Genomic DNA, 14,022 nt, shown 5'->3' on the forward strand with positions numbered 1-14,022 from the left:
TTCACCATTTTGCGGGTAAACGTCTGTGTGTATGAAAGACGCGTAGAATCTGGATCATATTATCTTTCACGCGGTAGGGGATGATGTAGGGATAGTGAGTTAACACAAGTTCACGCGTTCCAAGTACACGGCCAGGTCTTCCCATTGCTGGCTGTTGCGGTAGTAATTCCGTCAACCTTTGGACTTCATCTATGAATTGGCTGGCGGCTTGTGGATCGTCCTGCGCGATATAGCGGTACTCGGCTTCCAAATTGGCCGCAGATTTACGCAGCCATTTAATTTCCATGTCTTGCCGTACCTAACTTTTTAAACAGATTGTCCATCTCATCTGATGAGACAAAATCGCCTGCATCGGCTTCTTTAATAGCTTGCTCGATCTCTGTTATCTGCCAGGCTTCCCGCGCAAGATAGTCTTCAATAGCTTGTCCAGCCAGAAAAGAGCGGGTACGTCCCGTAGCTTTAGCCAGCGCATCAAGCTGCGCGGTTGTTTCATCATTTAATCGAACGGACATGACACCCATACGCCACCTCACTACATTGTGTGTTTTGTATACATTGTAGTTACTAGGGATATAGGAGGCAAGCTACTACTTAATGGTATTCGGGATGTTGTTCTCTATGCATGTATGGATTAGCAGCTGGCGTCTGTTAAGAGAGTGCAGTGAGCTGAACCGTGGTATGTTAGGCAACCTAGAACTGAAAACCTAAAAAGGATGTCACTTCCGGTGAACAATTGTCAGACCTGTAGCCAGCCAATGAGCAAAACGCCAGAAACACTTAATTTTGATTGTGGTGGCGATTGTTTAAGTTGCATGGCTTGGCATGGTGATCCAGACGCAATTGAGGTCGTTGAGAGACTTACTGGCGATAAAGTTAATGTCCGTGAACTTTCATATCGTACCTGTAAAGGTTGAAGGTCAACCATGAGCGAGGAGCGGAAATTCATACTGTTTTACAGTCAGATAGAGGTATCACTAACTTCGCTGTTTATCAATAAAGTGGGAGCAGGTCAAACGGGTGCAGCAGTAAGCGCGGACTTAGCCGTTCTTTGGCCAACGTCGGTCTCTGTATGCTTAGAGAGTTGTCGAAAAGATCGTCTTGCTCCTAAATGGTCTATAAAGTGGAATTCTGCTGTGTATATTTTGAGAAAGTAGTATGCACAGCGACATTGTAATCCGACAGAGTGGTCTCTTGGCCAAGACTACCCTGTAGAACTAATCTCACTACCAACCTATTCTAATTTACAGAAGGTATTATGGAAAAAAAATATCAGGTATTTTTGAGCTCCACCTATACAGATTTGGTGGAGGAGAGGGAAAGTATCATTAAAGCAGTCCTAGAATTGTATCATATCCCGATTGGAATGGAGATGTTCAGTGCAGAAGATGAAGATCAATGGGAAATAATAAGAAGAACCATAGAGGTAAGTGATTATTACATCTTAGTGTTAGGGTTAAGATATGGTTCAAAAACGTCCGGTGGGATAAGTTTCACCCATAAAGAATATAATTATGCCTTAGACAAAAAAATCCCTGTTCTTGCATTCTTAATGAATGACACTGTGGCTTTATCTGGAGATAAACGAGATGACGATCTCACTGACATTAAAAAATTCCGCAATACTGTTCTAACAAATTCCAAAATGGCACAGTTTTGGGACACAAAAGACCAATTAATAAAAAATGTTTCAGTTTCCTTAATGAAGCAGATTATGCAAAAACCTGGGATAGGATGGATACGCGGAGACAATACTTTTGTCAGTGAGTCTCTATCCAACGAATTATCAGTTCTAAGTAAAGAAAACAGAGAGTTAAGAGAAAAAATTACATTGCTTGAGTCAAAAATAGAAATTAAAAAACCAGATATCAAACTATTCATAAATCATCCGTCTGTTGATGAAAAATTCAATTCATTTGCAAAAGTCAGCATGCCTGAAGAATTAAATATAAATGACATCAACCCACACCTCATTGAATTTATTTCAGAAGATGATATTGAGCAGCATAATAGCCTCATCCCTAGTGAGCTTGAGCTTGAACAGTTTAACATTGAAAGCGAAAAACACTTCAAAATAGAAAACTACTCTACCGCTTTAAGAGTTGAAGTTTCCAACAAAGGAACTGCCAAAGCAAATAACATATTTATAGAACTGACCTTTCCTCCAGAAATTCTCATATATGAAATTGATAAAAAGCCAGAAAAACCGAAATCTCCGGTCCCTTTTGATCCACGAATCAGGGCGCAAGCGCTTTACCAAAAAAAGCAGGATGATTTGAATTCCCTGAAATCATTTTCTATTTATAACCCAATGTCTATGCGTGGGTTAACCGTAACGAATGATTTCATCGACACAAATATTTTCAGAAACACCAAACTGGCTGATACCTTGTTTTATACCGTACTGAGAGACAACACTATCACTATTAAACTTGATAACTTAATTCATACAAGGTTAAGAAGGTTTAGTGATGAGTACATGATTGTGCCTTTAAATACGGGAAAGCACATTGTTGAAGCTGATATTATTTGTGAAGAATATACTCAGCTTGAGACTGTAACGATTGAACTGCAAATCTAGTTAACACACTACCCCTCGAATGTAGGATGATGGGGAGCGGACAAGCCAGGTGTGCCGGTCGCGTCAGGATGGTTTCTTGTTTGATCGGTACGGTTCTGGCGGGATGCCGTACCGGATGTGATTCATTCTGGTATCAGTGGCTAGCAGTCTGGATTTGCTCTGCGGTCGCCGCGCCCGGGAGACCGTAATGGTTTTTGGCATGGCATTGCTCACCAGCATCACGATCAGGCCCGGCGTGCCTGTGAGACCCAGCGTCTGCGCCAGTTGATTATTTTTCTACAGGTGGCTGCTGTAATCTGCCTCCAGTTTCTCTCCCATCCCCGCCGATTTGGCCGCAGCGTCGATGTCCTCTGCAGTCAGTTTGCCTTCATTGTGGCCAGTCCGGTGACCTGCTACCCGTTGAACTCACAGCACACAGCAGACTGTCGAGCTTGGCCAATCTCAGTATTGTTTTACTCGGCCATAGATCGAAACCGTCCCTAATCTACCATTTCAAGCACATTCCCCGTCGCGCCGACATCGCAAAAACCATAGCATTTCTATACATGCGTACCGACCAAAAAATTGATTTCAAATTGAATAAAATGAGGTGTGGTGCGGGTTGCAGCGAGGTACGCAGTTCGTACAGTAATGCGTACAACTGCGTACCACATTGCGAATTTTTCTGTAACCGCTCAGTGTCGGTTTGCGCACTTTCGTGCTGGCAATGGTTTAACCCATCATGATTTTTTGTGTGCGTAAATTCTTATAGATAGGCAAAAGTGGGTCGGTTCGGTAGGTTCAGTCGGTTCACGTAGTCAACTGATTGATAGATAGGGTAATTATTTTTAGAATTGAACCGACTTATGGGTAGGTTCACGCGGTGTGTAGGTCGGTTCATCAAGCCAGCCAGAAAAGAGGCGTTTGGTTAGGTCGGTTCAAAATAGCTAAAGTCGGTTCAAGGTCGGTTCACTATTCAAATAAAAATAACCATAAATCAATGTATTAAAATAATGAACCGACTGAACCTACCGAACCGACCTTATTTTACCTTACGCGTGATTTACTCTTCCTCGTCGTCGAGCGTCATGAGCACCACAAAGCGTGGCTGCTTGCCGTCAATACGCAGTGATTTACGCGTGATGCCTTTGGCGGGTTTGTCCAGCATTCCAGCATCGGCCAGCACTTGCGCAAATGCTGTGGCATTGGCACCAGTGGCAATTTCGTTATTGAACACGGCGGGGAAGGTGTGAAACACCAGCGTATCGGCTCCAGGTTTTTTCACCCGATACCCTGCCAAATCCTTGATGGGTAAATCGCGTGGATCAGGATTGGGGTGTGGTAAATAACGGCTGTAGCCGAACTGGTGCAAAAAGGCATCGGCCTGTTCTACCCAGGCTTTGGCTTCACGGTTGCCCATGCCAAATTCATTTACCCAGGCATAGAAGCTATGCTGTAACGCATCGTGACATTCCTGCGCCGTCCAGCCAGTAAAAGAGGCAGAAAGTAATAAAGCGGCTTCCAACACGGCAAAACGTGATGCTACACGCCGCACTTGTTCGCTGGCATCATCGGGCAAGAGTGATAACCAGCGACGCTCTGTTTCGCGGTAGGTTGCCAGCGCGTTTTCTTTCTGGCTGGCAAGGTGAGCGATCCACGCCCGGCCAACTGCTCCATAATGGGCGTTACTGGCATCACGGATCGCGTCGGCATGGGCTTTGCCGTCCTGATAGCCATGAAATACCGTCGCTTTGGTGATCGGGACATTCAGCAGGCGCACCAATTGACCAGCATTTACCCGTCCACCGTCAGCGCGGATATAGCTTTCCAGATCGATCTCGCCGGTACTGAACGCCATTGCTCGCCAGCGTTTTAGCTCTCGGTTGCCGCCTTCTCTGGCTCCCTGAATTTTACCCACGCCGTTAAATAGCGCATAGGCGGCATCGGCCACGGCTTTGCGATTGCTGCCTTGCCCGATTTCATCCAGCGGCATAAAGCCGTCATTGTGGGCGGCGGCTTCGTTCACCAGCCCTAGCGCAGTGGAATACCACGTTAGTTTAAGCGCATTAGGATCGCCATAGACAGAAGATGCGATATTGCCAGTGGTGGTTTTACCCGCAGAGGAACCGCCAAATAGATGGACGCCGAATCCGTCCGCGTTTACCAGCCCGATAAGCGGGGCAGCAAAGGCACAAGCGACCCCCAACATCATGGAGGGATTACCCTGTGCCAGCGCTGCGACGTTTTCGCGCCAGCTTTGCTCTGTTCCGCTGGTGGCATAACCTTTGGCGGCACCCGATTTACCGTTGAACAAGACAGGAATGCTCGGTGTGCCGATAACAGAACCGTCCGGCATTAGGTACGCTCCATGTTGCCAGCCGGTCGCGCTGGCGATTGCCCAGCGGCAACCCGCATGACTGCGACACAAGTGATCGGCCAGTATTGCCCGTAACCCGCCTTTGGCCGTGACTGCCAGCCCACCCGCACGTAATCGCGCCCAGCCTTCACGTTCGCCAATATCGCGCATTGGAATGGCTTCGGTGCGGGGCTGGCTTTCACCGCTTGGCGTCCAGCTTAAAACCAGATAACGCTCTGACTCATCCGATCCAATCCCCGCCACCGTAATAGGATCAGACAGCCAGCTTTCACGCTCGATAATGTCGCCGCTGTCATGGTCAGTCTTCGGCTCTACCCAATACAGCCCGCCATTACGAATGTCTGCGTAAGGTTTTAAGGGGGAATTGGAAGACGGTAGCGGCTTTTGTCCTGGCTGATAAAGTGAGGCAGCAAAGGCCGATGTTGATACTGCCGCGCCATGCTGCTGGTAGTAATCATTCCAGTCGGCTTTTTCAGTGGTAGGCGGGAGCGCTACCCAACCGTTTACCGCCAGTGCCGCTTTTTCAGCCGCGATTTTTCCGGTGTTGCGACCATCGGTTTTATGGTCATTATCCGCAGCAAGGATGATTTTGGCATCCGGCCAGATAGCACGGCAAGACCGTGCAACGTGAATCAGATTCCCACTATCTAACGCGCTGATAGCGACACCCTGTATCAGTAACGATGCCGTAATTGCTGTGGCGTAACCTTCGGCAATGATCACTGTATCCGTGTGTTTGGGTAGGGTACTAACGGGAATGAATGCGCCTTTCTTGCGGCTACCGGCAATCAGCTTTTTCTCGCCATTAGGTTTGATTAGCTGTGCGCCAGTGGTGGTGCCGTTCATGTTTTGCAGTGCCAGCAACAGGGAACCATCATCCAGCAGTAGTGAGGGGCGTTGCAGCCCCTTATTCAGCAGATAGTCAGATTGACCCGATACCGCTTTCGCCACCAGCGAATTTACCCGCTCGGCAATCAGACGATGTTCAGGCTTTTCACTGGCGGGGGGAACGACTGGCAACGGAAGCGCCAGCACTTCGGCGACCCGTTCCGCTGCTTGCCATGCGTCACACTTGTTCACTTTCATCACCAGATCCAGTCCGGTTCCTGCGCCGCAGTGAGAACAAAAATAGGTGCCACGACCTTCTTTATCGTCAAAACGGTAGCGGGTATTCCCGCCACAGTTGGGACATTCACTTTCCTGCCGATTGGTCGGGATGCCTAACCGCTGCAAAATTCCCTCCCAATGACCGTTGGCTTTTGTCCGCACGTCTTGAATAAACGTGTTGCTCATGCGGCCTCGTCCTCCTGCGCGCGGTGGAGCGCATCGAGCCGTTCGGCAAGAATGAACATCAGGATCTCTTTTGCCTGCGGTTCCCTTAACTCCACGATGGCATAAGCCAGCGCACGGCACTGATCGATCAGTTCTTCCTGTTCCAGCGGCGTGTTATCAAACATGGCGCACCTCCTGAATCGGAAGGCGGCCAGCAAAGAACAGAATAAAATCGGGCTCAAAATGCTGACGTGCGGATCGCTCATTCGGCGCAATAATGGTTTTACGGTGCGGTTTTCCGTGCGGCGCTGTGCGGTAGACCGCCAGAAAGAGAAAGGTAAAATGAGGGTGAAACAGCGTAGGGGTAGCAACCATAGCGGCGGCCTCTTGTACGGGGTTGAAAACCCCACCACACCGCTGCTAAACAGGGTGGTGGGACGTAACAGGGTTAGCAGACCGGCGTACAAGAAACCGGCGAGCCCGAAGGCTCCCCCATTACGCCCCACCATAATTTGGGCATAACTTGGTTTACGGACGTAAAAAAACCGCATGAAACTAAAGCGGTCGTCCGCTTGTACATTCAGGCTGCTAAACCTGGTCGCCGATTTTGCGGCAACGGTGAAACGATAAGCCAGATGCCCCGCCAGCGTCAATACGTTTTGTATTGGGTTTGCTAAGTGTTGCGCATTTTTCAGAGAGAGAAAAATGAACTCGCTATTGTGTATAAAAAAGGCTGTTTCCTGATTTTGGGCGTAGCAATGCCCGTTCCAGACAGTGCCAGATTTTTGGATCATCATATTTTTTGATTCCGATATACCGCTAGCGCGGCAATAAAAATGAAGGTGTCGGATTATGCGGTTTCGGTTTGCTGGTCACGTTCGGCAATGCGTTGCCTTAACCAATCGCTAACTTCGTCCTCGAACCAGCCTACGCGCCGTAAGCCAACCCGAAACCCTTTGGGGAATTCTCCGGCATTGATCATTTCCTGAAAGCTGCTGTCTGAACTAACGCGCAGAATGGCTTTCACTTCTTTCTTTAACAGGATTTTTCTGTCTAACAGATTCATACGTCTTTATCTCCAATGAAACCGGCGTTGTCCGGTCAGTGCAGATAGTTAAACGGTTCTTGAGGGAGGAGTATGATAATTTAGGTTTAAATTTGGGAAAATTAAGTAAATTCTTGAAATAATGGTTCTGATAACTGAACGCTGCCTTACAGCCAGTTTATGAAAGAATTCATTCTTATTCTGCGTGTTCTCACTGAGAACATCACCGACTATATGCGCTACATATTCCACGCGTTTTTTCTGGTTTAGTTTATTATCCCATATATAAACACAGTATCAGCCATTGGCGATGCGCAAACCTCTGGCTCCTTCTGACGCCATGACTTTTCCCGTTGCGGCTGTTTCGACAAATTCACCCCACCAGCACATCAATATTTTGCGCTGTTCCAGATAAGTGGATCGGTTATAGGCGCGGCGCACTTCGTTGGTGTCTACATGGGCGAGGGCGGCTTCGATCACGTCTGGCGGGAACCCTTCTTCATTGGCCGCTGTACTGAATATGGCGCGCAGGCCATGAGACACCAGCACACCTTTGTAACCCATACGGCGCAATGCGGCGTTAGCAGTCTGGCTGTTCATCGGCTGCTTAGGGTCTTTACTGGAAGGAAACAGGTATTCACGGTGTCCGCTGATGGGCTTCATGGCGTCCAGAATAGCTAATGCCTGCGGAGGTAGGGGAATAACGTGATCACGACGCATCTTCATACGGCCAGCGGGGATCGTCCAGGTGTTCTCCGTCAGGTTTATTTCGCTCCAGCGGGTTTCAGCGGCTTCGGCAGGGCGGGTAACGGTGAGTAGCTGCCATTCAATCAATAAGCGGGTCTGTAACTCAATGCTGGCGACCGATAGCGTTTTCATCAAGCCAGGTAATGCCTCTGGCCGGATAGTTGGCATATGGGTTTTCACCGGCGTCTGAAAGGCTTTGCGGATCTTGGCGGCGGGGTTAGCGGGAATCAGCCCAGAGTTAACTGCATAATCCATCACCTCGTTAATTCGCTGGCTTACCCGCTTGACGGTTTCCAGTTTGCCGCTGGCCTGTATCGGTTCCAACGCGGTGATGAAGTGACGAGCGGTAAGCTGGGTGATCGGTAAGGTTCCGATGAACGGGAACACGTATTTTTCCAGCGAACGCCAGATATCTTTAATGGTGTTCTCGGCCAGCGGTTGAGACTTTTTCACTTCGTACCAGTCGGCGGAAACTTTGGCGAACGTGTTCAGGTTGATGGCTTGCTCTTGTTCGCGCTGCTGTTGCTGGTGGAATTGTGGATCGATTCCTTTGCTGATAAGCGCCTTTGCCGCCTCACGTCGTTGTCGAGCTTCGGCCAACGAAACCGCAGGGAATGAACCAAAGCTGATTAACGCACGTTTCTTCGTATCGGGGCGGTAGTAGTTAAAGCGCCAGATTTTAGAGCCGCTCGATTTCACCAGCAGATACAACCCATCCCCGTCCTGTAGCGTGTATTCCTTCTCGGCAGGTTTGGCGGCTTTGATCTCGGTATTGGTCAGTGGGGTAGTTATACGAGCCATCGTAGTTATACGCTTTTGTAGTTATATGGGGCGGTATAACTAAGCGTATAACTAAACTTTCCGGCTGTAAACGGGGTATCCCGATAGATAACAGGCAACGAAAAACCCGCAAACTCAGTGAGAATGCGGGTTTCTGTGGGGTTTCCGGTAGTAAACGATACTAACCGAAGTTGTATTTGGTCGGCACGAGAGGATTTGAACCTCCGACCCCCGACACCCCATGACGGTGCGCTACCAGGCTGCGCTACGTGCCGATGCTATGGGCATTTATACTACCTTTTCCTGACCTTATTGCAATAGCCTGATGGAACGACTGCTTTAGATTTAGGCAGTTAGTTGGCAATAAAGCGTCTTTCGTTCGTTAGTACCTGCAAGAGCAGGGCAAGCTGTGGTTTTTCATCATTCAGCCGATTTCCCGCCATGTCGTAAGCTCGGTAGTTGCCGTTGCCTTCCAACACGATGAGCTGATCCTGCGTTGTGATTATCAGCGTGCCGCCATTGCCGTTAATCAACCACGGGGAGCGTCGTTGGGCAGAGAAGAGGTCTTCGCCCTGTGAATAATCATCCGTGCTGTTTTTAACATGAAGCAGACGCTGCATCAGGGTGGTCATGACGTCCTTGTTGTCCGTCATTTTCGTAATAGTCTGCGCAGGGGTATTCGGCCAATGAACAATGAGCGGCGTTTGCCACTGGGTTCGCACAAAACGTGCCGCATTGCTGGTGTTGGCATTCTGGTTTTGTGCCGTTGTTATGATGACGACGGTATTATCCAGAATGTTTTTTTCCTGCAGGGTGCGAATAATTTGGCCAATCTGGCGGTCAACGTCCTGAATATTTACACGGGCGTTGGTGTCTGTAATTTTGCCATCTGCGGTTTTCGGCGCACTGCTGAGTTCAATGTAAGAGAACCAGGGGGCAGGGTTATTATCGCGGTTGAGCCACTCCTGCCACTGCGTGATGATGACATCGCCGTTTTGCTGCTGTGGTGCAGGCAAGGAGAAATCAGAAAGCAGCGCCTGGCGATAGAGCGGGCTGTTGAAACCGTTCACCGAAAAAAGCCCGAACTGATAGCCCTGCTGGCTTAATGCGGTGATTAACGCTGACGGTTTACGTGCGCTCAGTACGCCATCCATATAGGTCGTCGAGAGGCCGTAAAACAGGTTAAACAAGGCGGCATCTGGCTGCGAACCTGAATCATAATGATCGCTGAAGCGCACATTTTCTGCGGCGAAGCGTGACAGGTTAGGCATGCGATTCTGCATTGCATCAGGTGGGGTATCGTCGATCATCACCATCAGCAGATTGTAGCCGCTGCCGTTATCGCGGAAGGTGATGTTATTGAGCGGGTACTCCACTGTTATGGCTTCAGGATTACCCTGTTGCGTCAGCCGACGCTGATATTCCTGTGCATCCAGCAGACCATGTTTTTCCAGAAACTTGCGGGCTGTCATCGGATAAGACAGCGGCAGATTGGCGCGTTGCATCGTAATCGGGCGATAGAAATTGGCATCGGCCCAGATGTACATCAGGTGCGACGCAAAGAACGCCGAGATGAAAACGCCTGCCAGCGGCTTGCCAAAGTGGCGGCGATTCAGGCTGCGTAATTTTTGCCAGCACCAGGTGCCGAACAGCATTTCCACCATGAAAATCAATGGAATGCCAATAAACATCCACTGCCAGTCGCGGGCAATTTCGCCTTGCCCCGGGTTGACGACAAGTTCCCAGACGGTGCTGTTGAGGTGCAGGTGAAAACGTGTAAAGACCTCAACATCCACTAGCAGTATCGTCAGCCCAGCCGTTGCCAGCGCCGCAGACAGGAACCTCAGCAGGCGCTGCGACATCACAATAAATGTGAGCGGGAAGATGACCAGCAGATAGGCGGCAAAGACGATAAAACTGAAATGACCGAGCCAGCTAACTAGCGCGTAAATTCGACCGAACAGGGAGGTCGGCCAATCGGCAACAAACAGATAGCGGCTACCCAGCCCCAAAGTGAGCAAAATGTTGAATAAGGCGAACCAGTGTCCCCAACTGATCATCTGGGAGACTTTTTCGCGGTAGCGCTGACGGTTGGTTACCATACGTTGGTCAAAACTTAGTGAGCTTTATCGGCTTTTTTAATCGAAGCCTGTAAGGCTTCAGCGAAAGAACGCGCCATAACCTGACGTTGCGCAGGCGCGATGCTGGTGTTAATCAGGTTTGTCACCATATTACCGAGCACCATCAAAGCAAGATCGGTCGGGGCGTGGTGCTTTTCCAGAACATTGACCATCTCAGAAAGCAGTTGTTCAACGTGTTCGTCACTATAACGGGATGATTGTGGCATAAAATGGCGTATCTCAAGCTGGTAAAGTCGCTTATCTTACCGTATAGGCTTATGCTTTTCCGCACTTTTATCATTACCGTACTTTTATCCCAAACGGACTTTTATCAATAAACGGAATTTTATCAATAAGTAGTGTAGACGCTTAGCGCGTGTAAGGTATGAAGGGCGGCTTTATGTGTTGCGGGCTGTCCGCATCAGTGTTTGAATACGCTCCTTGCTAAAAGGAGAGTTTATCATGAGTCTGGATATCGCCCAGATTGCCCTGCATCAGCTAATTAAACGTGACGAACAAACGCTGGAAATGGTGTTGCGTGATTCCCTGCTGTCGACCAATGCGGCAGTCGAAGAGATGATGGCTGAGCTGCATCGCGTATACAGCGCCAAGAGTAAGGCCTATGGGCTGTTTAATGAGCAAAGCGAGCTGGCGGATGCGCTGCGAGCCTGTCGCAAAGGGGATGAGGACTTTCTGAGTTTCTCACGCGCTGCCACCGGGCGCCTGCGTGACGAGCTGGCGAAGTACCCGTTTGCCGAGGGCGGTATTGTGTTGTTTTGCCAGTACCGTTATCTGGCGGTCGAGTATTTACTGATATCGGTGCTTAATAGCTGCAATAGCATGCGGGTTAATGAGCAGTTGGATATCAGCACCACGCATTATCTGGATATCAATCATGCCGATATCGTCGCACGTATCGATTTGACCGAATGGGAAACCAACCCAGAATCTACCCGCTATCTGACTTTCCTGAAAGGGCGCGTTGGGCGTAAAGTGTCTGATTTCTTCATGGATTTTCTGGCTGCCTCGGAAGGGCTGGACACGAAAGCGCAAAACCGTGTCTTGTTGAAAGCGGTCGATGAGTATTGTGATGAAGCGCAGTTAGATAAAAACGAGCGTCAGAATTACCGTCAGCAGGTGTATAGCTACTGTAATGAGCAATTGCAGTCCGGTGAGGAAATCGAACTGGCGTCGCTGTCACAGGAATTACCACCGCTGGGTGAGAAAACTTTTCAGCAGTTTTCAGCCGAGCAGGGTTATGAGCTGGAAGAAAGTTTCCCTGCCGATCGTGGGACATTGCGTCAGTTGACCAAATTTGCCGGCAGCGGCGGTGGCATCAGCCTGAATTTTGATGCGCTATTGCTCGGTGAGCGGATTTTCTGGGATCCGGCGACGGATACGTTGACAATTAAAGGCACACCGCCAAATCTGCGCGATCAGCTACAGCGCCGGACGAGCAGCGGCAAGCAGTAAACCTCGTTCCAGAAAACGACGTTGCCCTTTTTCTTATCACCAGGAAAAGGGCAACGACGGTTGATGTCAGGAAACGATAATGGTTAGAAATATTTAAGCCAGCGGATGTCTCGGCGACGGGCTTTTAGGCGGGCAAACGCTTGAACCGGCGAAAATAATACGATCATTAGCAGCAGAGTATACCCCCACAATTGCCAGACGGCGGAAAAGCCGAACCACTCTCCCTGATTTTTCCCCCAGACTGCGACGGCGGTTAAATACATGCCTTTTAAAACATACAGATGCAATAGGTAGAAAAACATCGGAGCGGCACCGAAGCTTGCCAGCATAATAAGCCAATGTTTCTGCTGCTGACGTTCAAACACTGCAAGCAGGCAAAGCCCGATACCGAGCGTCAGGCAGAGAAATAGCAACGAGGGTGGATACTTCGTGATGTTGAAATAGCTCATGAGTGTCTGCGTGATGACATCACTCCGCTGCCAGGGTTTTTCACCATACAGATTGATACTGCGCAGAACGAAGAACAGCGCCAGCGTGATACCCGACGCGATGAACAAGACTTTCTGACGCTGAAGCGGAAAAATGCCTTTCCGGTATAGTGCGCCAGTCGCATAACCAAGTGAAATGACACCAATCCAGGGAAGTACCGGATAGGAAGTGCGTATACGGAAAGTTTCGCCAATTTCTATCCAACCGCGATCGTGCAAAATCGCCCAGGGAATGGACCAGATGGAGTCTGCGGAAGCGTGCAGAGGATCCAGCAGATTATGTCCGCCCACGATAACGATGCCGAGTATGAAAACCAAGCTGACAGGTAACCAGATTAGCGCGCTGAGAGCGAGCATGCTCATGCCGATGGCCCAGATGACCTGTAAATAGATAACCTGTGGCGGGAACTGGAACGTCCACGCGAAGTTGATCAACGTGAGTTCAAGAAGAATAAGAATTAAGCCGCGCTGGAACAGAAAGAGGGCTGTTTGTCGGCGATCTTGTACTTTCTGATGGTAAAGCGCGGCAGAGAGCCCGGTTAAAAAGACAAACACGGGAGCACACAGATGTGCCAGCGTACGGTTGATGAATAGCATGGGGTCGGTGCTGGTTACATCAATCGGATCGGTGAGTTGCAGGTGCAGATAAAAGGTTTCCCGCACATGGTCTAGCAGCATAAGCACCATCACCAGACCGCGTAGGGCATCAATAGCGATAAGCCGCTGTGGGATATCACGAGACATGTTCACATTCCTTTGCGAATTAGCTAATTTTTATAAAAAAAACGCCGCATAAGCGGCGTTCTTCTTTTCCGGCGTCCCGGAAAACAACTTCAGCGCGAACTAAACGCGAACGAAGTCGATGTGAGTCAGTTTTGGCTTGTAAACGTGACGTTGTACAGCCTGAACTTTAACTTGTACTTCTTTGCCATCGATAGACAGAGTCAGTGCAGTACCGTAGAAGCCTTCTTTCGCTTCCTGGTTTTTCACTGAGTCGTGATCCAGTTCGATAGAAACTGGTGCTTCTGAACCACCGTAAACGATGGCTGGGAATTTACCAGCGGAACGCAGGCGGCGGCTCGCACCCTTACCCTGATCCTTACGTACTTCTGCTTTGATAGTAATCATTTTATTCTCTACTTATATAAAGTAACCCTGCTACA

At 49.2% G+C, this 14,022-nt stretch carries 12 protein-coding genes and 1 tRNA gene; 2 read left to right on the forward strand and 11 right to left on the reverse strand.

Going from position 1 to position 14,022, the window contains the following annotated elements; all coding sequences use genetic code 11:
* Position 1: 1 nt before the first annotated feature.
* Positions 2-286 (reverse strand): type II toxin-antitoxin system RelE/ParE family toxin, encoded by a 285-nt coding sequence (locus tag LCF41_RS09020; RefSeq protein WP_225087761.1) that lies wholly within the window; start codon positions 284-286, stop codon positions 2-4.
* Positions 276-521, reverse strand: coding sequence for a type II toxin-antitoxin system RelB family antitoxin (gene relB / locus LCF41_RS09025; protein WP_225087762.1), 246 nt, complete (start codon positions 519-521; stop codon positions 276-278). The genes LCF41_RS09020 and relB overlap by 11 nt, the downstream gene beginning before the upstream one ends.
* 734 nt (positions 522-1,255) lie before the next feature.
* Between relB and LCF41_RS09030 the strand changes: the two genes are divergently transcribed.
* Positions 1,256-2,578, forward strand: coding sequence for a DUF4062 domain-containing protein (locus LCF41_RS09030; protein WP_225087763.1), 1,323 nt, complete (start codon positions 1,256-1,258; stop codon positions 2,576-2,578).
* Positions 2,579-3,620: 1,042 nt separating this feature from the next.
* Here the strand turns inward: LCF41_RS09030 and LCF41_RS09035 are convergent.
* The 7 genes from LCF41_RS09035 to LCF41_RS09070 form a co-directional block, all read right to left on the reverse strand.
* Positions 3,621-6,227: a TOPRIM and DUF927 domain-containing protein gene (locus LCF41_RS09035; RefSeq protein WP_225087764.1), complete on the reverse strand. Its 2,607-nt coding sequence runs from the start codon at positions 6,225-6,227 to the stop codon at positions 3,621-3,623.
* Complete coding sequence (locus tag LCF41_RS22420) at positions 6,224-7,003, reverse strand: hypothetical protein (protein WP_431191568.1); 780 nt, start codon at positions 7,001-7,003, stop codon at positions 6,224-6,226. Before LCF41_RS22420 ends, LCF41_RS09035 begins: the two co-directional genes overlap by 4 nt.
* Before the next feature lie 53 nt (positions 7,004-7,056).
* Positions 7,057-7,272, reverse strand: a complete 216-nt coding sequence (locus LCF41_RS09050; protein WP_010286533.1) for a helix-turn-helix transcriptional regulator — start codon at positions 7,270-7,272, stop codon at positions 7,057-7,059.
* 276 nt (positions 7,273-7,548) lie between these two features.
* Positions 7,549-8,799 (reverse strand): integrase domain-containing protein, encoded by a 1,251-nt coding sequence (locus LCF41_RS09055; protein WP_225087766.1) that lies wholly within the window; start codon positions 8,797-8,799, stop codon positions 7,549-7,551.
* A 177-nt stretch (positions 8,800-8,976) separates the two neighbouring features.
* Positions 8,977-9,053, reverse strand: a tRNA-Pro gene (locus LCF41_RS09060).
* A gap of 78 nt (positions 9,054-9,131) precedes the next feature.
* Positions 9,132-10,880, reverse strand: coding sequence for an LPS biosynthesis-modulating metalloenzyme YejM (gene yejM, locus LCF41_RS09065; RefSeq protein ID WP_225087767.1), 1,749 nt, complete (start codon positions 10,878-10,880; stop codon positions 9,132-9,134).
* 14 nt (positions 10,881-10,894) lie between these two features.
* Positions 10,895-11,125, reverse strand: coding sequence for a YejL family protein (locus LCF41_RS09070; protein WP_015839894.1), 231 nt, complete (start codon positions 11,123-11,125; stop codon positions 10,895-10,897).
* Between the two features lie 235 nt (positions 11,126-11,360).
* Between LCF41_RS09070 and yejK the strand changes: the two genes are divergently transcribed.
* Positions 11,361-12,371 (forward strand): nucleoid-associated protein YejK, encoded by a 1,011-nt coding sequence (gene yejK, locus LCF41_RS09075; RefSeq protein ID WP_225087768.1) that lies wholly within the window; start codon positions 11,361-11,363, stop codon positions 12,369-12,371.
* Between the two features lie 83 nt (positions 12,372-12,454).
* Here yejK and LCF41_RS09080 read toward each other — a convergent pair whose 3' ends face one another.
* Positions 12,455-13,603: an acetyltransferase domain-containing protein gene (locus tag LCF41_RS09080; protein ID WP_225087769.1), complete on the reverse strand. Its 1,149-nt coding sequence runs from the start codon at positions 13,601-13,603 to the stop codon at positions 12,455-12,457.
* Between the two features lie 99 nt (positions 13,604-13,702).
* A complete protein-coding gene (gene rplY, locus LCF41_RS09085; RefSeq protein ID WP_180741325.1) occupies positions 13,703-13,987 on the reverse strand; it encodes a 50S ribosomal protein L25 in 285 nt (94 codons plus the stop codon).
* Positions 13,988-14,022: the final 35 nt, after the last annotated feature.

This window comes from Pectobacterium colocasium (assembly GCF_020181655.1).
Classification (GTDB): Bacteria; Pseudomonadota; Gammaproteobacteria; order Enterobacterales; family Enterobacteriaceae; genus Pectobacterium; species Pectobacterium colocasium.